This is a genomic window from Salsipaludibacter albus, assembly GCF_019798055.1.
Lineage (GTDB): Bacteria > Actinomycetota > Nitriliruptoria > Nitriliruptorales > Nitriliruptoraceae > Salsipaludibacter > Salsipaludibacter albus.
Genome location: NZ_JAHOPH010000007.1, coordinates 86,539 through 110,507, shown reverse-complemented (window position 1 = coordinate 110,507; position 23,969 = coordinate 86,539). Strand labels below are relative to the sequence as shown.

At 69.0% G+C, this 23,969-nt stretch carries 20 protein-coding genes; 4 read left to right on the top strand and 16 right to left on the bottom strand.

Annotation, left to right across the window (positions count from 1 at the left end):
• Positions 1–18 precede the first annotated feature (18 nt).
• The 14 genes from KR546_RS06410 to KR546_RS06345 all read right to left on the bottom strand — a co-directional run bounded on the left by KR546_RS06410 (position 19) and on the right by KR546_RS06345 (position 14,299).
• Positions 19–1,188 carry a CaiB/BaiF CoA transferase family protein gene (locus tag KR546_RS06410; protein WP_420804240.1) on the bottom strand — a complete coding sequence of 390 codons (1,170 nt, stop codon included), beginning with the start codon at positions 1,186–1,188 and terminating at the stop codon, positions 19–21.
• 296 nt (positions 1,189–1,484) lie between these two features.
• Entirely contained in the window at positions 1,485–2,993 is a 1,509-nt protein-coding gene (locus KR546_RS06405) for a tannase/feruloyl esterase family alpha/beta hydrolase (protein ID WP_238443875.1), read from the bottom strand.
• Between the two features lie 610 nt (positions 2,994–3,603).
• On the bottom strand, positions 3,604–4,896 hold the full coding sequence (locus KR546_RS06400; RefSeq protein ID WP_238443874.1) for a UPF0158 family protein: 1,293 nt from the start codon (positions 4,894–4,896) through the stop codon (positions 3,604–3,606).
• A gap of 232 nt (positions 4,897–5,128) precedes the next feature.
• Positions 5,129–5,494 (bottom strand): type II toxin-antitoxin system VapC family toxin, encoded by a 366-nt coding sequence (locus tag KR546_RS06395; RefSeq protein ID WP_238443873.1) that lies wholly within the window; start codon positions 5,492–5,494, stop codon positions 5,129–5,131.
• The gene (locus KR546_RS06390) at positions 5,491–5,736 is read right to left on the bottom strand and encodes an AbrB/MazE/SpoVT family DNA-binding domain-containing protein (protein ID WP_238443872.1); all 246 of its coding nucleotides are present in this window, start codon (positions 5,734–5,736) and stop codon (positions 5,491–5,493) included. Before KR546_RS06390 ends, KR546_RS06395 begins: the two co-directional genes overlap by 4 nt.
• 45 nt (positions 5,737–5,781) lie before the next feature.
• Complete coding sequence (locus tag KR546_RS06385) at positions 5,782–6,462, bottom strand: hypothetical protein (protein ID WP_238443871.1); 681 nt, start codon at positions 6,460–6,462, stop codon at positions 5,782–5,784.
• Between the two features lie 106 nt (positions 6,463–6,568).
• Positions 6,569–7,237, bottom strand: a complete 669-nt coding sequence (locus tag KR546_RS06380; RefSeq protein WP_238443870.1) for a hypothetical protein — start codon at positions 7,235–7,237, stop codon at positions 6,569–6,571.
• Between the two features lie 223 nt (positions 7,238–7,460).
• A complete protein-coding gene (locus KR546_RS06375) occupies positions 7,461–8,546 on the bottom strand; it encodes a DnaJ domain-containing protein (RefSeq protein ID WP_238443869.1) in 1,086 nt (361 codons plus the stop codon).
• Positions 8,547–8,796: 250 nt separating this feature from the next.
• Entirely contained in the window at positions 8,797–9,633 is an 837-nt protein-coding gene (locus KR546_RS06370) for a DUF7669 domain-containing protein (protein WP_238443868.1), read from the bottom strand.
• Positions 9,634–9,676: 43 nt separating this feature from the next.
• Positions 9,677–10,408, bottom strand: a complete 732-nt coding sequence (locus KR546_RS06365) for a nuclease-related domain-containing protein (RefSeq protein WP_238443867.1) — start codon at positions 10,406–10,408, stop codon at positions 9,677–9,679.
• Between the two features lie 117 nt (positions 10,409–10,525).
• On the bottom strand, positions 10,526–11,017 hold the full coding sequence (locus tag KR546_RS06360) for a hypothetical protein (RefSeq protein WP_238443866.1): 492 nt from the start codon (positions 11,015–11,017) through the stop codon (positions 10,526–10,528).
• Positions 11,014–12,384, bottom strand: a complete 1,371-nt coding sequence (locus tag KR546_RS06355) for a hypothetical protein (RefSeq protein WP_238443865.1) — start codon at positions 12,382–12,384, stop codon at positions 11,014–11,016. The genes KR546_RS06360 and KR546_RS06355 overlap by 4 nt, the downstream gene beginning before the upstream one ends.
• A gap of 158 nt (positions 12,385–12,542) precedes the next feature.
• Positions 12,543–13,397 (bottom strand): endonuclease/exonuclease/phosphatase family protein, encoded by an 855-nt coding sequence (locus KR546_RS06350; RefSeq protein WP_238443864.1) that lies wholly within the window; start codon positions 13,395–13,397, stop codon positions 12,543–12,545.
• Complete coding sequence (locus KR546_RS06345; RefSeq protein WP_238443863.1) at positions 13,394–14,299, bottom strand: endonuclease/exonuclease/phosphatase family protein; 906 nt, start codon at positions 14,297–14,299, stop codon at positions 13,394–13,396. The genes KR546_RS06350 and KR546_RS06345 overlap by 4 nt, the downstream gene beginning before the upstream one ends.
• A gap of 173 nt (positions 14,300–14,472) precedes the next feature.
• Here KR546_RS06345 and KR546_RS06340 point away from each other — a divergent pair, with 173 nt between their 5' ends.
• From KR546_RS06340 to KR546_RS06330, 3 genes are all read left to right on the top strand, one after another.
• Positions 14,473–15,732, top strand: a complete 1,260-nt coding sequence (locus KR546_RS06340) for a hypothetical protein (protein ID WP_238443862.1) — start codon at positions 14,473–14,475, stop codon at positions 15,730–15,732.
• A 416-nt stretch (positions 15,733–16,148) separates the two neighbouring features.
• On the top strand, positions 16,149–16,646 hold the full coding sequence (locus KR546_RS06335; RefSeq protein ID WP_238443861.1) for a hypothetical protein: 498 nt from the start codon (positions 16,149–16,151) through the stop codon (positions 16,644–16,646).
• Positions 16,643–17,089: an EVE domain-containing protein gene (locus KR546_RS06330; protein WP_238443860.1), complete on the top strand. Its 447-nt coding sequence runs from the start codon at positions 16,643–16,645 to the stop codon at positions 17,087–17,089. The genes KR546_RS06335 and KR546_RS06330 overlap by 4 nt, the downstream gene beginning before the upstream one ends.
• A gap of 54 nt (positions 17,090–17,143) precedes the next feature.
• Here KR546_RS06330 and KR546_RS06325 read toward each other — a convergent pair whose 3' ends face one another.
• A complete protein-coding gene (locus KR546_RS06325) occupies positions 17,144–19,312 on the bottom strand; it encodes a UvrD-helicase domain-containing protein (protein WP_238443859.1) in 2,169 nt (722 codons plus the stop codon).
• Positions 19,313–19,420: 108 nt separating this feature from the next.
• Between KR546_RS06325 and drmD the strand changes: the two genes are divergently transcribed.
• Positions 19,421–22,576 (top strand): DISARM system SNF2-like helicase DrmD, encoded by a 3,156-nt coding sequence (gene drmD, locus KR546_RS06320; protein ID WP_274387685.1) that lies wholly within the window; start codon positions 19,421–19,423, stop codon positions 22,574–22,576.
• Between the two features lie 31 nt (positions 22,577–22,607).
• Here drmD and KR546_RS06315 read toward each other — a convergent pair whose 3' ends face one another.
• Entirely contained in the window at positions 22,608–23,693 is a 1,086-nt protein-coding gene (locus KR546_RS06315) for a hypothetical protein (RefSeq protein ID WP_238443858.1), read from the bottom strand.
• Positions 23,694–23,969: the final 276 nt, after the last annotated feature.

The window sequence follows — 23,969 nt, the reverse complement described above, 5'->3', positions numbered from 1 at the left end:
GTGCCACGGGGGCCTCCTTCAGGCGATGATGCCGGCGTCGCGGAGGGCATCGACCCGGGTGGGGTCCATGCCCAGGTCGCCGACCAGCACGTCGTGGGTGTCGGCACCGAGATTGCGGCCCGTGAACCTGATCGCGCCGGGCGTGGCTGACATCCGCCACATCACGTTGTGCTGGACCATCTGGCCGAGGTCGTCGTCGTCCACCCGGGTGAGCATCTCGGTGGCACGCACGTGGGGGTCGGCGACGATGTCGGCCGCGTCGTAGACGGGCCCGAGCGCAGCTCCAGCCTCCGCGAACGCCTCGATCACCTCATCCCTGGTGCGCTGGGCGATCCAGTCACCAACCATCTCGTCCAGCTCATCGGCGTGCTCTGCGCGCTGCCGGCCGCTGGCGAACCACTCCTCGTCGATGACCTCGGGGTGGCCGACCAGCCGCATCACTCGTTCGGCGATGGACTGGGCACTGGTCGACACCGCGACCCATCGATCGTCTGCGGTCCGGTAGGTGTTTCGCGGGGCGTTGTTGGTGGAGCGGTTGCCGTGGCGTTGCCCCACGATCCCCAGCTGGTCGTAGGCGATCGGTCCGGGCCCGACCGCGGTCATGATGGGCTCGAGGATGCTCAGGTCGATGACCTGTCCTGCGCCGCCTCGGGCGTCGCGGTGGTACAGCGCCATCATGGTGGCCGACGACGCCGCGATCGCACAGATCGAGTCGGCGAGCCCGAATGCGGGAAGGGTGGGGGGCCCGTCGGCCTGCCCGGTCAGGTGGGCGAACCCGCTCATCGCCTCGGCCAACGTGCCGAAGCCCGGGCGCGAGGCGTAGGGGCCATCCTGGCCGAAGCCGGAGATCCGCACCAGCACCAGCCCGGGATTGGCCTCGTGGAGCACCTCGGGTCCCACGCCCCACCGCTCCAGCGTGCCCGGCCGGAAGTTCTCCACCAGGACGTCTGCTTCGGCCGCGAGCGCGACAAGGATCTCCGCACCCCGCTCGTCGCCGATGTTCAGGCCGATGGTGCGCTTGTTCCGGGAGATTTCCTTCCACCACACGCCGACGCCGTCCTTGGCGGCACCGTGGCCGCGCATGCCGTCGCCGTACTGGGGGTGTTCGACCTTGATCACGTCGGCGCCGTAGTCCCCGAGGATCTGGCAGCACAGGGGGCCGGCAAGGATCGTCGAGACATCGAGCACCCGCAGCCCGCTGAGCGGGCCCGAGGCCGGGTCGTCGTCCGGCGGCTTGGCGATGGATCGACCTCCGGGAGCGGGTGGTGGTGCATGCTCGACGCTAGCGCTGGACGGGTCGGAGACGGGCTCCCACATCGCGCAGCGTTCCGTTGGAAGGAACGGTGCTGGAGTGGCCCTGGGCCGCGGCCACCCGCGGCAGCTTGGGTCTTGGCGCCGATGCCATGACCCCCGTGCAGGTTGCACGTTCCGACTGGGGGAACGACGCGATCTGCGTCGGACACGGGTCCTCCGGGCCCCGGGAGCTACGGCGTCACGGGCACGAAGTTGTCGGCGTCGTCGATCGAACCGGAGCCGTCGTAGCGCGCGACGGCCGGGTAGGGGAACACCGGGCGCGTGCGGTCGGGGACCACTCCGCCGGTGGCGACGATGCGCTCAGGGGCCCGGCCGTCCTCGACCCAGTCCTCGAGCAGGGCCAGCGCGTCGAACTGGTTGGGTCCGGGCCCACCTGAACAGTGGCCCATGCCGGGGAACGTGAACAGGCGCGCCCATTGCTGGGTTGCAGCCAGGCCGCCGGAGTTCTCCACGAGGTCCTCGTAGTAGGCGACGGTGCCGTACGGCGTGATGAGCGGGTCTGCCCACCCGTGGTACAGGATCAGCTTCCCACCGTTGGCCTCGAAGCCCGACAGGTCGTCGGACGTCGCGTTGTACAGGTTGGCGCGCGGTCGCAGGTCCTTCACGTCGGTGTCGAAGTCGAACTCGAACAGCGAGTAGTCCGGCCCGGGGTCCCTCGGGAAGGCGAGGTAGCGCAGGTACTCCTGGGCGAAGTTGCCCCCGCCAGAGAGCCCGGCGCCGAACCCTACGCTGAAGCCCGGCCACAGCGGCTCGGACCCGGCCGGCAGGCCGCCCGGGTACAGCGCGGCGCCACCGCTGTCGCGTGGGCTGTCCCAGATCTTGGCCAGGGCCGCGATGGCCTCGGGATCGAGGCACGGGTCGGGGGACGGGCAGGCCAGGTCACCCGGCTCGACGTCGCAGTTGCGCGGGTCGTCGATCACCCCGTCGGCGAGGCCGTCGACGTCGTCGCAGGCCGCATAGACCGCCTGTCCGACCAGTTGGGCGTCTGCGACCGTGAACACACGTGCGCCGTCGGCGTCGAACTGGGCCTGCTCGATCCAGGCCTGGGAGACGCCGGCGAGATAGGCCTGGCGGTTCGCCGGTGCGCCCGCGATGATCCCGTCGAAGTCGTTCGGGTAGGACTGGGCCGACATCAGTGCTTCGCGCCCGCCGCCCGAACAGCCGGCGAAGTACGAATACGAGGGACCCTGTCCGTAGTGGCGCCGGATGAGCGCCTTGGCGTGGACGGCGGTCTTGTGGACGGCGAGGAAGGCATAGTCGACCTCGGCGCGCGTGTCGTCGTAGCCCCACGAGCCGTCTCCTGACGAGGCGGTGTGGCCGCCGTCCGAGGCCGCGATCGCATAGCCGCGGGCGAGGGCGGCGTTGCAGGCGTCCGCGTTGACGTTGCCGCAGAACCCGCCGCAGCCCGTCATGTAGAACTTGCCGTTCCACGTCGTGGTCGGCATCCGCACCTCGAAACCGATCCGGCCGGCCAACTGTCCGGCGACCCGGCAGTACTCGGGCAGGGCCGCCGAGGCATCCACCACCTCGACCTCGGCGTTCGCGGTCGCCTGCCCGAGGCGCTCGCAGGTCGCCACCCGGTCGTCCCCAGGCGGGTCCGCCGCGGCCGCCGATCCGACCGCGAACACCGACGCGACCAGCAGCACGTTGACCAGGAGGATGATGGGACGACGCGTCATGGCGACCCCATTCAGGTCGAGGGTGGGGGGCGCGGCCGGCACGCCGGGGCGGGGCGATCGTGCCGGCCGCGGGTCGGACACCCGCCGGGACGCCATGTGGGGGACGTGCTTGTTCCGTTCAAAGGAACAACGACGCCATCGGTTGATGCGCGGGAGGGACGGGCTTCGACCATCCTCAACCGAGCACCGGCCAGCGCAGCGGTCAAGAACTTCTTGCCCGGTGTCCCGTTGAGCGGAACAGCCGCGGCCCGGTGCGTCGTCGCTCGTCGCGTCCTGGCAACCGGGGTCCACGACAGCGCGGCCCGCCGCGGCGTCACCGCCCACCACCTCCGTGCCGTCGTCCAGCACGCCCGCGCATCCCGGAGCGGTCACGGCGTGACCGTCGGGTCGGGGCGGTCCGGAGACCGGGGTGTCGAGGGTGGTGGACATGTCGCGCTTGCCTGTGTCTGTCGCCCCCGACGGACCTTCAGGATTCGTGATGATCGTGGATTGTGATGAAGTGCTTCAAGAGTAACGAACACACGTTCGTTCAGCCATGGCTCGTTCGGATCAAATCGGCGTGGCACGCCGACATCGGGATCGGCTCGCCGGGCAGGCCACGCGACGCACTTCAGCCGTCTCGCTCGCCGGGTCGGGCCGGCCGCAGGCCCTGCATCGCCAGCCAGGCACGGGTGCGGCCGCGCTGGCGGTCGTCGGTGTATCGCTGGAAGGCCCGGCCGAGGTCTTCGTGGCGGAACAGCTCGTCCTTGAAGCGGCGGAACGCGCCGCGGCCGTGGATCGCGCGTTCGAGACTCTCGGCCAGGTCGGCGTCCTCGATCCGGTCGATGTAGTCGCGCATGTCCTCCCAGGCGTCGCGCGACCCGATTGAGGTGATCGACAGCCAGCGACCGTCGTCGCCCCAGCCCGCGGGCTCCTCGCCGGTCATCCCGACCGGGTCGTCGGGCCACAGCTGGCCGGTCTCGAGGTCGAGGTACCAGGGCTCGGCGCCCAGCAGGTCGCCCTCCAGGTGCGTGGCCAGCTCCTCGAGGTCGACCGGGACCGCGCGCAGCGAAGGACTGTCCACGTGGCGGCTGCCCACCCCGCGGACGGCGTCGAGCTCGTCGGCCAGCTCGTCGTCGCCGGGCCCCATGCGGTCGCGCAGGTCGTCGGCGAGCCGCCAGGCCATGGCCCACGCCTCCTCGACCCCCTGGGCCAGCGCGGCCAGCAGTCCCTGGCCGGCGAGCTGGGCGACCTCCAGCGCGTCATGTGTCCGAGACAGGGACACGACCTCGAAACCGTCGCCCCGGTGGACCGCACCCAGCAGCGTGCGCCACGACTCGTCGTCCCAGTCCTGCATCGGCACGAATCCGTCGAGCCGCTCGTCATCGGTGGGAGGCGTCCAGTCACCCCAGTGCGGCAGCAGCGGGGGCAGGTCGGCGGTCGGCGGGTCCGGCTGGTCGGGGAGCGGGCCGTTGCCGTCGTCGTCGGCGAACCGGCGGCCGTACTGGTCCGGCAGGTCGCCCCACCCGAACGCGACGGTGGGACGGTCCGGCTCGACCCCGAGCACCTCCCACGGGTCGACGCGCTGGGGTTCGACCGTGCACAGGTGCTCCCACCCGTCACCCATGTCGAACTCGTAGGCGAACTGCTGGCCGAGCTCGAGGATCGACAGCCGCGAGGTGTCGTCGGCCGCGCCGCGCGGCGGGTCGTCCCACACGTCGAGCGGGACCAGGACGACGTCGTCGAGGACGAACCGGTGCAGGTGCGACAGGTCCCAGCGCCCGAAGGCGGCGTCGATGGCACGGGCGAGCTCGCGGAACGTGGAGGTCCGCCGTGCGACGATCTCGCGGCCCGGGCGGGGCCACCAGTACTCACCGCGACCGCCCACCAGCTCGACCCGGATCATCAACCAGGAACGTGCCATCGTCCACCCCGCTCACCAGGGAGGCAACGCTACTCGATCACCGTTCGTGATCAGCGCCGGAGTCGGATCATCCAGCGGAGTGCGAGACGCGTGCCGTGTTCCAGGGCAGGTGCGGGATGTCACGGCTGGCCCGTGGCCACCGGCTCGTCCGGGACGGCGCTCGCCGACGAATCGCGGGTCCGGGCGGTCGGCCCCGACCCTCCCGCGTGGGGGCTGCCGTGATTCAGCGTCCTCAGCGGACCTGGCGGACACGTCCGTCCTCACCCCAGGCACGGTCGGCGGTCCACACCTCGGCGTCCAGTCGGTCACCGAGGGCCAGGCACAACCGGTCGGCGAGCGACAGTCCGCTGCCGCGTTGCCACGCCAACGCGGCCCGCTCCGCGTCGGCGAGGGTGACGTCGACCACCTCGAGGTCGTAACTCAGCAACAGCGCGCGGGCCAGGTCCCAGTCGCCGTCGACCGACCGGACCTTCTGTGCGACCTCGGACCAGTTCGCGGCGCCACAGGCGGCGGCGTCCTGCAAGGCGACCTCGACGTCGTCCGTCCCGGGCTCGCCCTGCAGGAACGCCAGCAGGGCAGAGGCATCCAACACGATCACGCCGGGTCCTCCGAGGCAGACGCGGCGCGACGCTCCCGCAGCAGGTCGGCCACGAGGTCCGTTCCTTCGAGGTCCTGGCGCACGAGCTCGCGCAGGCGCTCGCGGCCCACCATCAGGACGCCACCCGGCGTGTCGATGAGCACCAGCACGTCGCCGGGGTCGAATCCGCCGGCCGCGCGCAGCTCGGCAGGGACCACGAGCCGGCCCCGGTCACCCATCGACACGGTGTACGTCCCACTCATGCCCGGAACGTACCACTGAACATGCCATGTGGGATACTCCGCTGCTCAGTCCTGCCCCGGCGTCGAGCCGCCAGCGGGGGTGACGTCCGACGGGTCGATCGGGGTCAGGCGCGTGAAGACGGATGCCTCCACGGGTGGTGCCGGCCACTCGGGGCGGAACGGCGCGTCGAGGCGTTCGTCCAGGCGCGACAGGATGCGGCTGCCTCGGTACACCGGGGGCCACAGGTACTCGAGGGTGACCTCGACGTGGAAGTACCGGTCCAGGCTCGATGCCTCCACGTGCAGGCGGTCGTCGTCGGCGAACCACAGCAGCGCCCGGAGCCACGGGACGCCGTCCACGCTCGCGACGTGGGCGAACGCCTGGCCGACGGGGGTCAGTGCCGACCGGGCCCAGCGCGTGAACGCCTCACGGTCCTCCACCTCGGGCGTGCCGTGCACGAACGACGCGACCTCGCCCTCGGGGGTCAGCAGGCCGCCGTCGACCGGCACTTCGTCGGGCTTCATCGGTCGCGGTCGGGCCAGGCCGCGGAGGAACTCCTGCACGCTCGGCTCCTCCGGTCCGCCGTCGCACTCCGGGCAGGCGCCGTTGAGCCTCGCGAGCCGATGCAGGCGTCGCTTGCGCTTCCACCCCGGCGTCCCGTACTCGAGGTCCAGGGGGACGGCCTGCCCGGGTGGCCAGGGCGGCGGCTCCGGGACGTCGAGGAAACATTCGTCGATGTGGTCCATGTCGGCGGACGCTACGCGCGAGCAGCCCGCGGGAGGGGCGGGATTCGCCGGGCTGTGGACAGTCGTGGTTCGACAGGACCGCAGTCCAGCGCACGTGCCGCTCGCGTCAGTTGGTCGCCGGCCAGCCGACCTCGTCGAGGTGACGTTCGAAACGCGCATCGAGGTCGCGATGCGCGGACGGTCCGATGGGTGACCCCGACTGGTACCGGCCGTTCCAGTTGCCGTCGGGCACGTCCTCCAGCAGGACGTCGACCGCCAGGACGTCGGCGTCCGGGAGCATGACGTGCCAGTCGACCGTGACGTACCGCGCGGAGCGCTCTGAGCCGTCCCAGTGGGCGTCCTCGAACGGCAGGGACGCGACCCTGCCCCGCGCCACGATGCCGCGCTCGTTGCCCTGGCGGAACAGCCACGCGGTCGTCCCGGGACCGATGTTGTGGCGGTGGGTCCCGATGCTCCAGTCGAACCTCGCCGGCTCGCCACTGCGCGTGGCGTCGACCGCCGCTGCTCGCTGCTCGTCCGGGAGGTCGTCGGCGAGGTCCGGGTTCCAGGTGCACACGATGGCGGTGTCGCCGAACCCGGCCGTCGAGGTCGAAACGTCGCCCACGGTGGCGTACCGGGGGTCCTCCATGTGGGTCTCGACCGGCTCCTCGTGGACGATCTGGTGACAGGTCACCCGGACCATCCTCCGCCCGTCGTCGGCGACGTACTGCTCGACCTCGATCTCGTTGGTCTCGCCACACCGCTGGCAGGCAGCACCGGTCATCGCGATTCCCATCAGTCGTCGGTCGGACCGGTCGCCCAGAGCCTGGTCGTCCCGCGGGGGACCAGTCATCGAGGGATCGGCTCACGTGCATCATGTCGTTGCCCGGGGACGATAGGCCGCCGATGGGACGGAGGACGGTCGTCCGGAGGGTCAGGCGGTGGGGACGTTCACGTACCGGACCGGGGACTGTGCGCCCGGAGGGAACGTGCCCCGACGACCGCTCCCTCGCCCGGTGTCACCCGGTGGGGTCCTCCGGTGGTTCGGCGAGGGGACCCTCCAACAGCGATCCGTCCTCGAGGGAGACCTCGCAGACGGCCTGGCGGTCGCCGGCCGCCCAGCTGTCGGGCGACGGGTACAGGGTCGCGGACGCCCACTCGGGACCCGGTTCCGGCCCGAGCACCCGCTCCCGGGCGCGTTCGCAGGTCGGGGCGAGGTAGTCCATCAGCGTGTCGGCGCCGGGATACGGCACGGCCCGGTCGGCGTCCAACTGGACCACGACGAGCGCCTCGTTCTGGTGCGGCTCCCAGCAGTCCCGCTCGGTGACCCCGGTCACGTCGAGCGATCCGGTCGCACCGTCGGCGACGGTCGAGTCGTAGCACGAGCCCGTCTCCAGCACCGAGGCCTCGGTCACGCCGGTTCCCCGGTCCAGCGGGTCGACGACGCCCGGTTCCACACCGGCAGGCTCCGCCGGCGGCGGCTGCTCGACCGTGGCCGGCTCGGCGGAGCCCGACCCGGACAGGTCGTCCAGGAGATCCCGGCCGGTGTCGGTGCCGAGCAGCAGTCCCGCACCAACCGCGGCCGCGACGAGCATCCAGCCCACCGCCTGCCCGGACCCGAACGATCGCCTGGTCCGCTGACGGCGAGGCGGCCTGTCCTGGCGAGCGGGGCGAGCCGGGCGGCTCGGAGGAGCGGGGCGGGGCTGGGGTGGTGGGGGAGTCCGGTCCCACCGTCCGGTCGTGGCCTGGCTGGACCCGGTGGATGCGCTGGCCGACGCACGACGACGGTCGACATCCGGCCGCTCGTCGGACCGGTCGCTCGGCTCACGATCCGTCGGAGGGCTGGGATCACGTGTGTCGGTCGAGCCTCCCGTGCCTGCTGCACGGTGGGTGCGCGCACGTTGGCGAGCCATCGCGTGCGGGTCCCGCAGCAGCTGGAAGGCCTCGTTGACCTCGGCGGTGCGACGGGCGGCCGCGGCCTGCGCCTCGGGTGACGCCGAGGCGTGCCGGTCCGGATGGTGGAGCCGGACCAGCCGACCGTGGGCGGCGCGCAACTCGTCGGGATCCGCGTCGGGGGACACGCCCAGCACCTCGTGTGGTTCCACGTCTCATCTCGTCATTCGACCCGTGACGCGGTGACCCTAGCCCCGGAGATCTGGAACGAGCCGGGACGTCGGTCCCGTCTCCACGCGACCCCAGTCCGACGGCCAGCGCCTGCCCGCAGGAGCTGGCGGATCGAGAAGGTCATGCACGAAGGTGGTGGCGATCACCGATCGACCGTGGTCGCGAGATTGCACTGTGCACGGCTCGCCGACGCACCTCGCGACGTGCGGCCGTGCCGCTGCCATCGTCAGCTCAGGCGTCGGTGGTGAGGTCTGGAGCCGGTGGCGGGACGGGGGCATCGCCGCCTGCCGGGCCCGCACCCACGTCGAAAGGCGTCACGGTCCCGCCCTCGTCGACGAACCAGACCTCGATGTCAGCGGAGGCGAGGGGTGCGATCGTCCGCGCAGCGAGGTTCTCGTAGGTGGTGAAGCGCGGGAAGGCGAGGACGACCCTGGCGTTCGAGTCGTCACCGCGCATGACCAACCCGGTCAGGAGTGCGTCGCTGAAGTAGGCACGTGCTTGGGAAGCCAGGTTGTGCACTTTGGGCTGGCCGGCCTTCGGTCCTCGGGCATAGACCGAAGACGGGTAGCCCTTGACCTCGACCGACAGCTGCGTGCGACGGCGCTTGGCCTGGACGTCGATCCCGTGTTCACGGGAGTGCGTGTCCGCCACTCGCAGGATCTTCCACTGCTCAGCCGACAGGTGTGCGACGACCGAGGACTGGACGTTGCCCTCCCAGGACCACTCGGCCCGGTGATCGGTGACTGGCTCATCGGCCCTTGTGGCCATGGCCGCGTTGGGTGGCCCGTCCTGAGTCGGCTCGGGGTCCGTGCGGCTGTCAGGCCGGCCGGCCTGCTCGGTCAGGACGTATCGACCACTACCGACGCGTCGGAAGTCCTCGTACTTGGTGCCCCAGTGATTCTTCGCCCCCTCGCGCATATAGCCGACGATGTGTGTTCGGAGCGTCGAGGACTTGTAGGCACTGCCCTGGGCGCGAGCCTCGCGAATCAAGTCGCTGGGTGAGAACGGTGATCGTCCACGTTCGGTCAGCGCCCTCGCGGCATCGAGCAGGTCTTCGCGAGCCCCCACGATTCGAATCCTTCCCCGACCGAAACTCACCATAGAGGGCCCGTCAGTCGGCCGGAAGTGCCGAAGCCATGCGGAGTTTGTCGATGGCATCGATGACGTCCTGGCGCGGCTCGTGGCCGCCCCCTGACGCGCTGAGCTTCGGCAGCCAGGTCCGCCACTCCGTGCCGGCGACGATGCGAACCCGACGGCCATCGATCTGGACGTCGGGAGCGAGTCGGGCAGTCTCGCGCCCCCACAAGACCAGGACTGGTACCACCTCGACGTCGACGCCTTGGTTGGCCAGGACACGCTGAAGTCCATCCGCCCGCCCGCGCGCAACCCGCGACATCCAGCGGTCGATGTCCGGTTCCACCGACGTCCACTTGGTCTCGCAGGCATACACCCGGTCGCTGCCGATCACCACGTGGTCGATGTCGTAGCGATCGTCGATCAACAGGTTCGCGACGACATGCCAGTCGTTGCCGAGCCGGCCGAGGATCCGGCCCGTCTCGGCTTCGGCCGACAGCCCCATCTGGCGATGCCGGAACCCGGTCCAGGCCAAGAAGTAGTGCAGCCACCACACGGCGACAGCGATCCACACCCCAATGAACAGGCCAGCCCGGAAGTCCCAACCGCCGGTCACGACGAACATCGCGGTGACGACAGCCAGACTGCCAAGCCACAGGACGACGAGTCCCGCGACGATCATCCAGTTGCTGCGCACCAGCGCACGGATCTCGCCGCGTAGTTGGCGTCGGATCTGCGGATTGCCCTTTGGTCGGCTCAGACGCTTCACGATTCCCCATCACGCTTTCAGGTGGGCCAACTTCCGATCAACGGCGGGCCTGCCGCGTCGCCGGGAGAGTCGGTTGGTGAGCATGACGGACGACCCGGCTTGATCGTCACGCCGGCTCTATCCCTGGTCGTCGGAGGAGGGCAGCAGCGCGTCCGCCAAGGTCCCCTCGAGGGCATCGAGCCGACGGTCGAAGGCTTTGAGCATCCGACGACGAGGTCGTCCGCTCAGCGCCTCGGCTACAGGGAGGCGAAGTTCGACGTCCCGCACCTGGGACCGCATTGCACCGAGTTCCTCGACCAATTCGGGACTGCGTGCGCCAAGGGTGTCGAGCGCTTCGCCCAGTCGATCGACCCGCGCCTTCAACCTGCCGACACCGAACCGCTGCGACGTCCGCGACTTGAGTCGTTCGCTAATCCCCGGCCCGTCTCGCTCCGATGTGCGCCGGCGTCGCTCGTCGCGCCACTGTTGCGCCAGGTCGAGCAGGGTGCGGCCGTTCTCCAGGACCCTGTCCCGCGTCTCCGGATCCTGCATGACCTCATTGACCTTGGCCACCGCGGCACGCGACAGCCTCTGCACCTGCGCGGCTGACCCGCTGGCGGGAGGACTCACGGGGTACCACCGGATGGATCTTCGTCGGGTTCTCCACCCGTTTCGCCGCGTGACCGAAGCCGAGAGCCTGCTGCGGATCGGAGGCGAGCCAGCCTCCCGGATGAAGACTCGGAGTCGCCGTCGTCGGAATCGTCGCCGGCCGTGATCGCCTCGGGTGAGTCGCCTGCCTCGAGAGGAGCGGGGTCCTCACGACGTCGAAGCCGACCGGTCACGCCCCCAGCGAGTTCGCGGGCGCTCCCCACGGCTCGGCCGCCACGATCCCGCGCCTCGCCGATGGCGTCACCGATGCCCGGGAGCGGGGGAACCTCGATCGGGTCGTAGCTCAGGGACCGTTGGGTGGCGAACCAGGTGAGGAGTCCGTCGACCTCGGTCGCGCGCGTCAGGACGGCCCGTGCGCTGATGACGCGGTGGATCTCCAGGGCACCGACGGTCACACGCTCGGACACGACGGCCCGCACGCGCTCCAGGAGGTCCTGGTCGGCTTCGGACTCCTTCGCCAGCAGGGCTTTCACCTCGGCGATCGCGGCGTCCAGGTGGTGCGGTTCGTGGTCGCGCATCCGGACCAGGCGAAGCTGCTGGTAGAGGAAGAGGTTGTCCTGGGCCACGGTGAGCAGGGCAAGTGTCTCGGCGAGGTCGCCGACGTGGCCCAGCGCGTCGGCTCGGTCTCCGATGCCGGCACCCGCATCCTCGGCCGCGGCAAGGCGGCGGCGTGCGAACGCCCGCAACGAGCGCAGCTGCGTGCGGATCGCGGAACTGAGGTCGTCGATGGCGTGCCAGTCCGTCTCGGACAGCGTGCCGTTGAACGCAACCGCCTCAGCCCGCATGGTGAGGTCGTCGTGGATCCCGGTGATCTGTCCTTCCCGTTGGGATTCGACCAGGTCCGACAGGCGCTCGACGTTGGCCTCGACCCGCTCCACCGCGGCCTGCACCTCCTTGATGGCGGCGGTCAGGGCGATCGTCGCCATCGCGAGCTGGGCCGAGAGCAGCTGTTGCGGTGGAATCGCCATCGGCTTGATCGAGGCATGGCCGCTGATCCCGTCGGCGCCGTGCCCGAAGGCGCGCAGCCACCCTCCACCCGCCGACGAGTTGGCAAGCTGCCCGGCCTGGAACATCTTCATGCCCGCGTCGTTGAGCTGGAACGCGACCTGGGACGAGCCCTGCATGACCGGGAGCGCGGCGGAGAGAGCTGCGAGGGCCCCCGATGCCGCGCCACCGACGGGCTCGATGCGGCGGGCCGAGGAGAGCGCAACCTCACCGGCAGCCAGGCGTTCCACCAGGTCCGCCGGACCCTTGAGCACGACGACCCCTGCCTCCTCGATGATCGCCACCTCGTCACCCACAGGCTCGATTTCTCGGTCGCTGTCCAATTCTTCTCCTGTGCGCGGTTGTCGGCGCCATGAAACCACATGAGAACCTCGGCATCGGTCTCCCCATGAAACGGATCTCGAGTGAGTCCAGGGATGGCGTCAGGAATGGCCCGGTGGTCGTTCAGGAGGAATCCACCACCGCCTGGAGACACACGTCGTCACGTCGGGAGGTCGACGTCGATGCGGATTCGGCAGTGGTCGCTTGGTCCCCACTCGTCGGGTTCGTTCAGGGCTCGGACGTGCACCCGGTCGGCGATAGCCCTGGAGGCGAACACGAAGTCGAGCTGCCGTGTCGCGCCGGCAGGACCCTGCGCGGCGGTGTGGTAGGTCGGCACGTTGCGGCTGTCCGGCGGCAGTTCCTCGGGCCATGGATCGGCCGGCCGCCCGTGCGGATGTTGCGGCCCGACCATCACCAGGCCCATCGCGTCGGCACGGTCGAACACCGTGGCGTAGCGCCGGGCCCAGTAGGGGTTGCCATAGTCCCCGTACCCGTAAAGCAGGTTGAGGTCGCCGGCCGCGACGATGCGGTGACCGCGAGAGCTGTTGACCAGCCCGCCGAGGTCCGACAGCAGCCGATGCGCCGACGTGTCCGCACCGAGGAGTTCGCCGCTGCCCGGTGGGTGTTCCCAGGTCGCGTACCACGACACCGCGGTGAACAACACGGCACCGTCCACGACCACGTCCGCGGCGGTGAGGGTGCCGGCCCGACTCACCGACAGGAGGCTGCGGTCGGGATCGGACAGGTCACCGGTCGGGCGCGGGTGCAGGGACACGCGGTCCGACAGGCGGACGATCGCGGTCCGGAAGGGGCGAGTCTTCCACCCGGTGGTGTGCCATGACGCCGTGTCGGGGCTCGGGACAACCTCGAGTCCGGCTTCCGACAGGGATGGGCGCACGACTTCCTGGAGGAGGGCCACGTCGACTTCGAGGTCCTCGACGTGGGTGCGCCACGGGCCACCGTTGACGTTCCAGCTCACCAGCGACACGCCACGGGACCGGTGCGGGGTGGTCATGCCGCTGCCCCGACGGGCCGGAGTCGGAGGTCGGCCACGAGCATCGCGTGGTCGCCTCCGGCAGCCACGACGTCCGCCAACTCGGTGACGAAGTCGTCCACGGTGAAGTCCGGCGTCGCCCATATCGAGTCGAAGCGGCGCTGGAAGTCGGGCCCGGGGGCGTAGGTCGGCACGAGCAGGTCCGGCGAGGCTGCGACCAGGCCCGAGCCGTGATGCCATTCCCGGAAGAGGTCACGGCCACGGTGGATCGGCTCGAGGCCGAGCAGCGCGCGGAACTTCTCGACACCGCTGCGACCGTCGGCCCAGTGGAAGCCGACGGAGTCCGCCGACTCGGTCAGGGGCTCGTTCGCGTCGATGGCGAACACGAACGGTTGGTCGAGCTGGGCGAGGTGCAGCGCCACGGCGCCGTGGAAGAACGGCTTGCGCTCGTGCACGCGAGCCCCGCCGACCGTGCTGGTGCCGGGCGTGGCATGGAACGACCCGGCCACGAACGGCTGGCTCCCGCCATGGATCTCGGCGAGCAGTGACCGCCCGGAGTAGCGCTGGGCGAGCCGGTCGGGCAACGGTTCGAGGTCGTGCGGCGGCTCTTCGAACAGCTGCTCCTGCACGGTCTTGGGCAGGAAGTCCTCTGGTGGGATCCGCCAGGCGCGCTCGATGCGCAGCGGTGCTCGGACGGCGATGGCGGTCCCGTCCGGCGGATAGGCCGACCGTGGCGTGTCCGGCGCGACGTGATGCGCATGGACGCCGTCGAGCCCGGCCGGTTCGCAGACGGGTTCCAGCCAACCCCGCTTGCATTCCTGCAGCAGCACGACGTCGGGTTCCCGGGCGGCCACCAGGCGGGCCATTCGATGGATCTGCTGGCTGTCCGGGTTCGGGTAGGCCCGAAGGTTGAGCCCGCACATGCGGAGACCATCAGTCCCCAAGGTTCCTCCTGTCTGTGCGCGCCACGGGACAGTAGTAGAGGCCCGTGACATGGGAGGTCGAGCCCGCAGGACCCACGTGGTTCCAGAGTGATGGTTGCGGAGCATGGCTACGTTCACCACGACAGGGTGACGGCAACAGGGGGGACGACGCGGTGGCACGTCGGTTCGGTCCGGTGACGATCCGTTCAGTTACCCGCGCCGAGGATGCGTTGGCTTTCGAGGTCCTCGTGGGTGACCGCCCAGTCAGCGTCGGGGTCGTCACCGGGTCAGACGCGATCACTGCGCGGTGGCTCGATGCTCCAGGCGGAGAGGATGATCCGGCCTCGCTTCCACTGACGTTCCGTGTCGACGACGATGCTCACGGACTCCTGACCCTGCCCACCCAGCGTTCGAGTTCCTGGGTGGCGGCTCCCGTCGGCGGGGCGGCCGTCCGGTACTACGCCGGTGGCCCGGTTCGCGACTGGCTGGCTTCGTCGGGTGCCGAGCTGTCGACGAGTTGTCCTATCCATGCTCCGCAGGCCTGTGCGTCCTTTCCGGCCGACAAGTTGGGGGCTGCGATCGTTGCCGTGGCGGCAACTCGTGTGCGGCCCGTGCTGCAGGACCTCGAATTCGATGCCGCGCTCCCGTGGGACCTTGAACCGGCGGGCGGGTCCCGGAGTGGCACGGTCTTCTCCGGGGGCGACGGAGAGGGAACACTCGTCGGCGAACTGCAGCTCTACGACAAGCTGGTCGATGCCGTCGAGGAGGCGACCCGGAGAGCTGGACCCTGCATCGAGTACGGGATCGTCGAGCACGCGTTCGCCTACGCCAACGTGGACGACTATCTCTTCCTGTACCGGCGGTTCGGCCACATCGCTGTCGACCATCCCTTGGAGTTCACCCTGTCCGGGTACCTGCCGAGGATGCTCGGGAACCTGTGGCGCCGAAACGAACTGCAGTTCGTGCCTGGCCCGGCGACCGGATACTGGCAGTACAACGGAAGCATCTCGTACTGGTCCCTGCCGAAGGCCGACACTGCGTCCACGGTGTCGTGGCGAGACTTCGCCGAAGAGAACGACTGGCACCCGATGAGCTGGCCGGCCGCCGCGCTCCTGTGGGGCGAGGAGCCGGTCATTGGGCCGACCTGGAGTGGACACCTGGGCCCGGGTGAACCTCCACCGGGCGTGACGTCCGAGACGCTGCCGACATCCTCGCGTGACGAGCGCCTCCCCGGCTTCGTTCGGGCCTTCGACACCCAGGCGGCTTTCGGCGCAGATGCCGCGCCCATCGCCGACCGGATCCAGCGGAACTGGGAGGACGGCAAGGGCCTGCCACGCGATGTCGGGCTGTTGCGGGATGCGCTCGGCCACGCGGACCTGGACGCCACGACCTACGTCGATGCGCTCCTGGATCGGATCCGTCAGCTCGTGTGACAGTCCCCGTTGGGTGTCGGCCGCGACGCTGAGCCACCGGTTCCCGCCGTGGCTGGGATGAAATGCCTAAGAGTGATCTTGGGCTTGTCTCGGCCCAGGATCTCCCTGGCGCGTGGGGCGCTGGTCCCGTATCCCTAGTCTGGCCGAGCGACCAATGGATGGAGGAACTCATGGTCAGGGTGACCACTGAGCCCGCGCTCGGCGAGGATGACCCTTGGGTGCGCTACCTCCCCCTCGCGTGGCAGGCCGCTTCGTTGCCTGCTGCCTACCGTCTGGCGATCCCGTCGCGGCCACGGGCACCGAGGTCGGGGGACCTGGTAGAGCGAGAGTGCGCGTTCTGGGGACCGCTCCTGCACCTCCTCCATTTCGGGCTTGGATGGACAAGAGCGGACCTCGGGCTCCAGCGTTGGATCGACATGGGACGCCCGACCAAGGACCCGATCCTCGAGGTCGTGGAGGCATGGTGGGGGCGCGATCTGCCCGAGTTCGTTCGGTGGGCCGCCTCCAGCGGCCCGCTTCACGCGCGGGCCGCAGCGTTGGCCCACGAGGGGCCCTGGACGCGTTTCGACGCGCCACCAGTTCCAACGGAAGACGAGGTCGTCGAGTGGCACGGGGGGACCGACGGGCTGCACCTCTCGCGCCACTGCCAATCGCCGCTCGAAGGCGAGACCACCGGCAGGCAGCGCGAGTTCAAGCCGGATGGCGACAGTCGCCAACGCGTGCTCCTCGTCGACGCGTACGCAGGCTGGTATCGGCGGTTGACGAAGGTCAGTCCCGACCGGACGCCGGACGATCGTTCGGTTCGGGTCGATGTCGTCTGCAAGCCCATCGGTTGGCTCGGCACCTACCGTCGGTCCAAGGAGACCGGGGGCTGGTTCCGTGGACGGCATCGCTGGCATGTGCTGGGGGCATGATGCGTCACTGGGTCTGGGTCTTCGGTGAGATCGACGGTCTCCGCTGGGTGCTCGAACACGATCGGATGGCCTTCCCCGAACATGCTGCCGGCCGAATCTCTCGGATGGAGCCAGGTGACCGCGCCATCCTGTATGTCACTCGCGGGGCGTTCCACAACCCGACTCGGGACCGGGCCCACCTTGCGGGCGTTACTCGCGTGACCAGCGACCCACGACAGGTCGACGACGCGCTCGTCATCGCCGGCCGAGACTTCACCTGGACGGTCGGACACGAGCCTGAGATGCTTATGGACGAGCGTCACGGCCCACATGTTCGACCACTCGTCGAACGGCTGGAGATGGTGCGGAGGCCCGAGTCATGGGGTTCGTACTTCCGTGCGTCCCCAATCGAGATCTCAGCGGACGATTTCGACCTGCTCAGAAATGCCGTGCTAAACCACTGAGTCGGCCCGGGCGTGCCCTCCGCCGACAGGTCCGGGCGTGGCCGACCTGGCCGACTACTCCGGTGGCATCTCGTCGATCGCGCACAGCAGCTCGCTGGGCTCACTGACCCATCCGGCCCACACACCGTCGCGTGCACGCGTCACGGCGACGAAGACCTGACGGCGGATGAGTTCCATGCGCTCGTGGCGGCTGGTCTCGTCCTCACCCTCGAACGGGTGATCGTTCAAGCCATCGGCGTCCAGGCGGGGGACGAAGACCCGCTTGAACTCCAGGCCCTTCGCTCGCTGGTAGGTGCCCACCTTCACGAGCTCGTTCGTGACACCGTCGTACTGCTGCAACTTCTGTGTTCGCAGCCCGAGTCCCTCGATCCGTGATGCGTACTCCGTGACCATGGCGTTGGTCGGGACGAGCACGGCGATGTCCCCGGGGCCGGTGTCGCCCCGACGGGCGAGTTCGTCGATCCGCGCGATCAGGGTCATGTCGTGCTCGTCGAGGCTGTCGAATCCCGTGGCTTCCACCTCGCCGCCCTGGCGCACCAGCGTGGTCTCCTCGCGCGTACCGGGTTGGGGCTCCCCATCGAGGTCTTCGTAGCTCGAACCCGACACGAGCGACCAGGCGAAGGCATCAACCTCCTCCGGGTTGCGATAGTTGACCCGCAGCACGGACGACCTGCCGATGATGTCGATCCCGATGTTCGACAGGTTGAAGCCGCCCGGGTAGACGGCCTGCTGTCCGTCACCAAGGATGAACAGGTTGTTGTCGCGATCCGGGCCTGCGAGCAGGTGCGTCAGCCGAAGTCCCATCTCGGTGAGGTCCTGTGCCTCGTCCACGATGACGGCTCGATACGGCGGCGCGATCCTCCCCAGGAGCAGCAGTTCGATGGCTCGGTTCAACAGGTCGTTGAAGTCCATCAGCCCGAGCTGCTGCAACTGGCCCTGGTAGTCCACGTACAGGTCCCATGCCTCTCGCCGCGCATCCGGTCCCAGCGGCGTGCCGCGGCCGGTGCGGGGGAGTGCCAGGTAGTTGTCCAGCGACGTCAGGCCCCGGCCCTTGATTACCCAGTCGAGTTCTTGGCGGACGTAGTTGCGGCTCAACCCTCGAGCTTCCAGCTCGGACTCGCCTCGCGTCGCTCGTCGCCACGCGTTGGCGAAGACCGCGTTGGTCCCCTGCAGGTCAATGGAGGGAGAGCCCTCCACCTCACTGACCAGCCGGTGTGCCACCTTGTGGAGGTTGAGGAAGTCGACTCGACCCTCGCTGCTGCGTTCGAGGCGCGTGAAGAGCTCACCGAAGACCGGCGGCAGGTTGCGGACATAGGTCGTGAACAGGACGGGACCATCACCCTCGCGGGCGAGGTGCCGTGCGCGATGCAGGCCCACGACCGTCTTGCCGGTGCCGGCGCCGCCACGTACGCGCGCCGGGCCGCTGAAGCTGCGCTCGACCAACTGCGCCTGGTCCGGATGGAGGAACACCATCCAGTCCTCGATTGGGGCGGCCAGCAGCGCCTGCAGCTCGTCGGTTTCGATCGCCAGGAAGTTCTCCCGGGCGAGCGGGCTGTGGACGCGCTTCTCCAGTTCCACCTCGTCCTGTCGCAACGACTCCGTGCGGGACTGCGCGGCCTGCCGGCCCTCGTCCGTCGTGCGTGCGGCCACCTCCCCCTCCGGCTCCTGTGGCGCCAGCAGGTCGTAGGCCAGCCTGAAGGACTGGTCGCTCATGTTGAGCTCGAGCAGCTCGGCTTCGGTGTCCAGCCGCCGCAGGTGGGGTACCTCCTGCTCGCCGAAGCCCAGCTCGGCCAGCTCGTCGTCGGTCCAGGCCATGAAGAGCTGGCCGGGATCAGGCTCGCTCGTGTACGGCCGGGGCGCCGGCTGGCCTTCCTCCGCACTGACCTCCCGGATCGTGATGGCTCCCGACGCCGTGTCAGGCTCGATCACCAGGCGTTCGGCCTGCTGTTCGACGTCGTGTTCTCCGTACAGCAGCAGGATGATGGTCTCGTGGGCGCGGGCCCAGATCAGCCGCCGACCCTTGGAGCCGCCGGCGTAGCTGATGTAGCGCTTCTGCCCGACGACCCCCTTCATGGGATGGGTTTGCAACTTCGAGTTGCCGAACGGCTTCCTGCTGACCTCCAGCACGACGTGCCACAGTTCGGCGAGGTACCGGGCGTCATCCTTTTGATAAGCCTCGACGCAGTCCTTGAAGCGGCTGGTGTAGACCAAGGCATAGGACACGAGTCCTCTTTCGTGGCATCTGAGCGTGGGGCCAGAGCATAGGAACCGTGAGGTACCTAGTCTCGGACGACAGAACTGCTCTGCGACTCGATCTCCGAGGAGTGACGCTTGACGACGGAAGTCCCGACACGTGGCGCGCTCGTCCGCGCCCGGGGTGATGTGTGGATCGCTACCGACATCAGCCCGACGAAGGTGACGGACGGGCGGGTCCAACATCTGGTCAAGCTCCTGAGCGTGTCCGATGATCGGCACGGGGAGACGGCGAGGCTGTTCTGGCAGGTCGAGCCGGACGCAAAGGTGCTCGACGCGGTCCATCTGCCGGCGCCGTCGCTCGACGACGACGGGCACCTGGTCGTCGACGACCCGCGCACGCTGGACGCGTTCCTCAACGCGGTCCGCTGGGGCGCGATCACCAACGCGGATGCCGACGTCCTCGAGTCGCCGTACCGCTCTGGCATCGACATCGTCGACTACCAGCTTGAACCACTCGTCCGTGCGCTGGACATGCCGCGCATCTCCCTGCTGATTGCCGACGACGTCGGCCTCGGAAAGACCATTGAAGCCGGGCTCATCGCGCAGGAGCTGGACCTTCGCCACCGGATGCGCAACTGCCTGATCGTGTGCCCGGCCGGCCTGCAGGACAAGTGGCAGAAGGAGATGCGCTCGCGGTTCGGCATCGAGTTCCGCATCTGCAACTCGGACTTCGTGACCGAGGTGCGTCGTCGCAACGTTCACCTCAACCCGCTGAAGGCCTACCCGCACCTGATCACGTCGATCGACTGGATCAAGCGCCCTGAACGCGGCCGGATGCTCGACGACGCCTTCATCGGTGACCCCGACGAGTTCCCGCGTCCGTTCGACCTGCTCATCCTCGACGAGGCGCACCTCGCCGCGCCGGCAGGCGCGAACTACGCCATCGACTCTGACCGCACCCAGATCATCAAGCACGTCGCCCCGTACTTCGAGCACCGCCTGTTCCTCACGGCCACGCCGCACAACGGCCACAGCAGCTCGTTCCATGCGCTGCTGGAGCTGCTCGACCCGCGCCGGTTCGACAAGAACGTCGAGCCGTCCCGCGAGGACATCGACCGCGTGATGGTCCGCCGCCTGAAGGCCGACATCCGCAAGGTCGACGAGACGGTCCCGTTCCCACGGCGCGAGCTGCACGCCGAGGAGGTTCGCTACCACGACCACGAGGCCGACGCTTACGAACGTCTGCTGGCCTACCTCGACCGGCTGGAGAAGCTCAACGTCAACCGCAAGGCCGCGAAGTCGTCGGTCCGGTTCGTCGGCGAGACGCTCCGCAAGCGGCTGCTGTCATCCCCGGCTGCGTTCGCCGGCACGATCCTCCAGCACCATGAGACGTTGACCACCAAGGGCCACAACCTCAAGAACGGCCCGGTCGCCGCCGCCCAGCCATCGAGCCGTGCCCTGCTGGATGCAATCGACGCGGCAGCGGAGGGCTACGAGACCGACGAGGACGCCGCAGCGGCCGCGCGTGACGCCGTGGAGTTGGCGGCGCACGCGCTGGTCTACGACGACGACCTGCTCGCTGAGCTCGAGTGGCTCATCGAGTGGGGCACCCGCCACGACCGCTCTGAGTCGGGTCGCCTGGACACGCTACGGGCGCTGATCGATGACGTCTGCCGCGACGGCAAGAACTGGACCGACGGTCGGCTGATCGTCTTCACCGAGTACCTCGACACCCACAAGTACCTGTACGAGAAGCTCGTCGCGGGCGGAGTCGACAAGACCCGCATCCGCGAGCTGCGCGGCGGCATGCGCGACGAGGACCGCGTCCACATCGCCGAGCTGTTCAACCACCCGCCAGGCGACGACGCGAACGCCGGCACGACCGTCCGCATCCTGTTGTGCACGGATACCGCGTCGGAGGGCATCGACCTCCACCAGCAGTGCCACGACCTCATCCACTACGACGTGCCGTGGAACCCCTCACGGATGGAGCAGCGCAACGGCCGCATCGACCGGCACGGGCAGACGTCCGACACCGCGGACATCCACCACTTCACCGGTCTCGGTGAGACGAGCATCGGTCGAGACACACGGATCGAGCGGCGCGTAGCCGACAAGCTCTCGACGGTGCTGACCGACCTGGGCGGCGCCAACCCGCTGTTCGATCAGCTGGAGGTCGCGCAGAAGGATGCCCTGCGCACCGGTGAGACCATCGACCTGGACCGCTACGACGCCGACGTCGAGGCCCACCGTTCCAAGACCGCACTGCGTGCCACCGAACGCCAACTCCGAGCCCTGCTCGACGACGTCCGGACGCGGCTCGACGCGACCCGTGCCGAGCTCGACGCCGACCCGGCCGAGGTCCGGCACACGGTCGACGTGGCCCTCGCCCTGTCGCACCAGCCGACCTTGCAGCCGCACCCGACCACGCCGGGTCTGTTCAGCGTCCCAAGCCTGTCCGCCGAGTGGATCGAGAACCTCAAGGACCTCGTGGACCCGATCAGCAAAGTCCGCCGGTTCGTCACCTTCGACGCCAGGCTGGCCGAGCCCGCACCCGGACCGATCCTCGCGCACCTCAACCATCCATTCGTGGCCCACGCGACCGCGCTGCTGCGGTCGCAGGTCTGGACGACGACCACCCAGGACCAGCTGCATCGGGTCACCAGCCGGGCCTACGACCCTGCCGCGGTCGAGGGCGACTACGACTGGATCGGCGACCTCGCCGTCGTTGCCCATGCTCGCGTGCTGATCACCGGCGCGGACGGCAACCGCCTCCACGAGCAGGTCGTCGCCCGTGCCGCCCGGTTCCGCGACGGTCGGTGGGCACAGCTCGACGCCGACGTCCACGCCGACGGGCTCTGGGCCGCCCGACGGCCGGACGCGGTCGAGGCTGACCGCGAGCTGCACGCCCAGTGGGACAAGGTGGCCGAGGACCTCGTTTCGAACCTCGAACGACGCGGCCAGCGCCTCGCCGAGATCAAGCAGAAGGCACTCCAGACGCGCATGGAGGAGGAGCTCGCCCGCCTCGAATCCGACGTCGACCGTGCCGCCGACGCCATGCGAGAGGCTCTCGACCGCACACGCAACCAGCTCGACAGCGCCCAGATCTCGCTGTTCGCCGACGACGAAGCCGAGCAGCTCGAGCACGACTACGACCGGCTCCAGGCCCGCTACGAGACCATCCGAGACAAGGTCCGCACCGAGATCACCAGCGTGCGCGAGCGCTACGCCACACAGGACGTCCGCGTCTTCCCCATTGCGGTGACATTCCTGCATCCTCATCTGTCGTAGCGACATTCAGATGCGAAGACTTGTCCCAATCTCAAGAGACTCCGAACTCTCGGCCAGAGGTCATCGTCCAGTGTGACCCTTGCGCTCGGCTGCTAGCTCTCAACTGTCGGAGTTCGCCCTGTCGGGCAAGCCGGAGGCCGAACAACGCAGGGCTGGTGCCTGCCCGGCGCGAGAATACGAGAGTCTCCTGGTCGTAAGCCGCAGGTGCGCCGGCGGCTCCGGGAACCGGCAGCGAGAGCACATCCATGGAGTTGTTCGAGAAGCGAAGCGTCCGATCCGGGTGGGTCTGTCCTCCTACCACCACGGATAGGCTGCCGACAAGCGTGTCTTGGGCCACGTCGGCAGCAGGAAATCCGAAGAACACGCGCGTCATGGCCCGCAGCATCAGTTGGTTGCCAGGGAGCCCGTCGCCACGGTTGGCATGGAGGTTGCCGGCTTCGATCCAGAAGTCGTCGGCGGCCCGCAATCTGGCGAGATCATCCACGGAGAACCGACGCGGCCCTCCGATCCGGTCCGAGGGCGCTGCGTCATCGTCCCCGCGTGGCGGTCGCGCGGCATTCGCAGAAGCGTGGGCCACTCCGTAGGCATGTGCGATGGTCGGCCACGGAGTTGCCGTCGCCCATAGCCGATCGAACCAGTCCTCTGCAGCGTCGATCTGGGCTTCCCCCTCCCCACCGGCCATGACCTCGATGAGGAGATCGACCTCGACACCCCAGTGAAAGCCATTAGACGACGCGTTTGCAGACCCGGCCAACATGACCATCTCGCCAGGACCTCGAAGTAGGAAACACTTGGGATGGAACGAGGTGTATGGGTGGCATGACTCGCGCTGGCTGACCCGCAGGCCATCAAAGACGCGAACCTCACTCTGGACCATGTCGTCCAGCGCTTGTAGCGCCGACGGATCCGATCGAAACCAGTCGATACCTACGAGCCACCTCTTGTCCGCTGCGTCCAAAGCCCCAGGGTCAATCCGTGCAACCAGGTCACGTACGCCGCCAACGGTGACGTAGGCGATGGCAGCGCGGACCGTGTCGAACAGGCCAAGGTCGACTTGCATGCCGAGGCTGTGCAGCACATGGCCTGATTGGGGCTGGCCGATGAAGCTCAGTTCCACTATCAGTGCTCCTCTATGGGAGTGAAAGGACCCGACTACTCCGCCCGATGTCTCAGCAGGTCCTACGGTATGCCTCCTGGCGGGCGACACTCCCGATTCGCGTCCACTGGTTCGAGGAGCACGAGGTGGCGAGAGCCGAGTCAAGTCACGGGTGGATCGACCTGTTGGTGCCGGACGGACCCTTCCTGGCCGCCGGTGCCCTCGACGTGCAGACGGTCGGGGAGAACTGGCCCACCCGCCTGTCCGCCGAACAGAAGGCGCTGCTCACGGCGCCTC

Bases quoted from the DNA above. Each gene is read 5' to 3' on its own strand.
- KR546_RS06330 (WP_238443860.1), top strand. From the start codon at position 16,643: ATGATGCGTCACTGGGTCTGGGTCTTCGGTGAGATCGACGGTCTCCGC.
- KR546_RS06335 (WP_238443861.1), top strand. From the start codon at position 16,149: ATGGGACGCCCGACCAAGGACCCGATCCTCGAGGTCGTGGAGGCATGG.
- KR546_RS06385 (WP_238443871.1), bottom strand. From the start codon at position 6,462: ATGGACCACATCGACGAATGTTTCCTCGACGTCCCGGAGCCGCCGCCC.
- KR546_RS06350 (WP_238443864.1), bottom strand. From the start codon at position 13,397: ATGACCACCCCGCACCGGTCCCGTGGCGTGTCGCTGGTGAGCTGGAAC.
- KR546_RS06390 (WP_238443872.1), bottom strand. From the start codon at position 5,736: ATGAGTGGGACGTACACCGTGTCGATGGGTGACCGGGGCCGGCTCGTG.
- KR546_RS06380 (WP_238443870.1), bottom strand. From the start codon at position 7,237: ATGGGAATCGCGATGACCGGTGCTGCCTGCCAGCGGTGTGGCGAGACC.
- KR546_RS06400 (WP_238443874.1), bottom strand. From the start codon at position 4,896: ATGGCACGTTCCTGGTTGATGATCCGGGTCGAGCTGGTGGGCGGTCGC.
- KR546_RS06345 (WP_238443863.1), bottom strand. From the start codon at position 14,299: ATGTGCGGGCTCAACCTTCGGGCCTACCCGAACCCGGACAGCCAGCAG.
- KR546_RS06405 (WP_238443875.1), bottom strand. From the start codon at position 2,993: ATGACGCGTCGTCCCATCATCCTCCTGGTCAACGTGCTGCTGGTCGCG.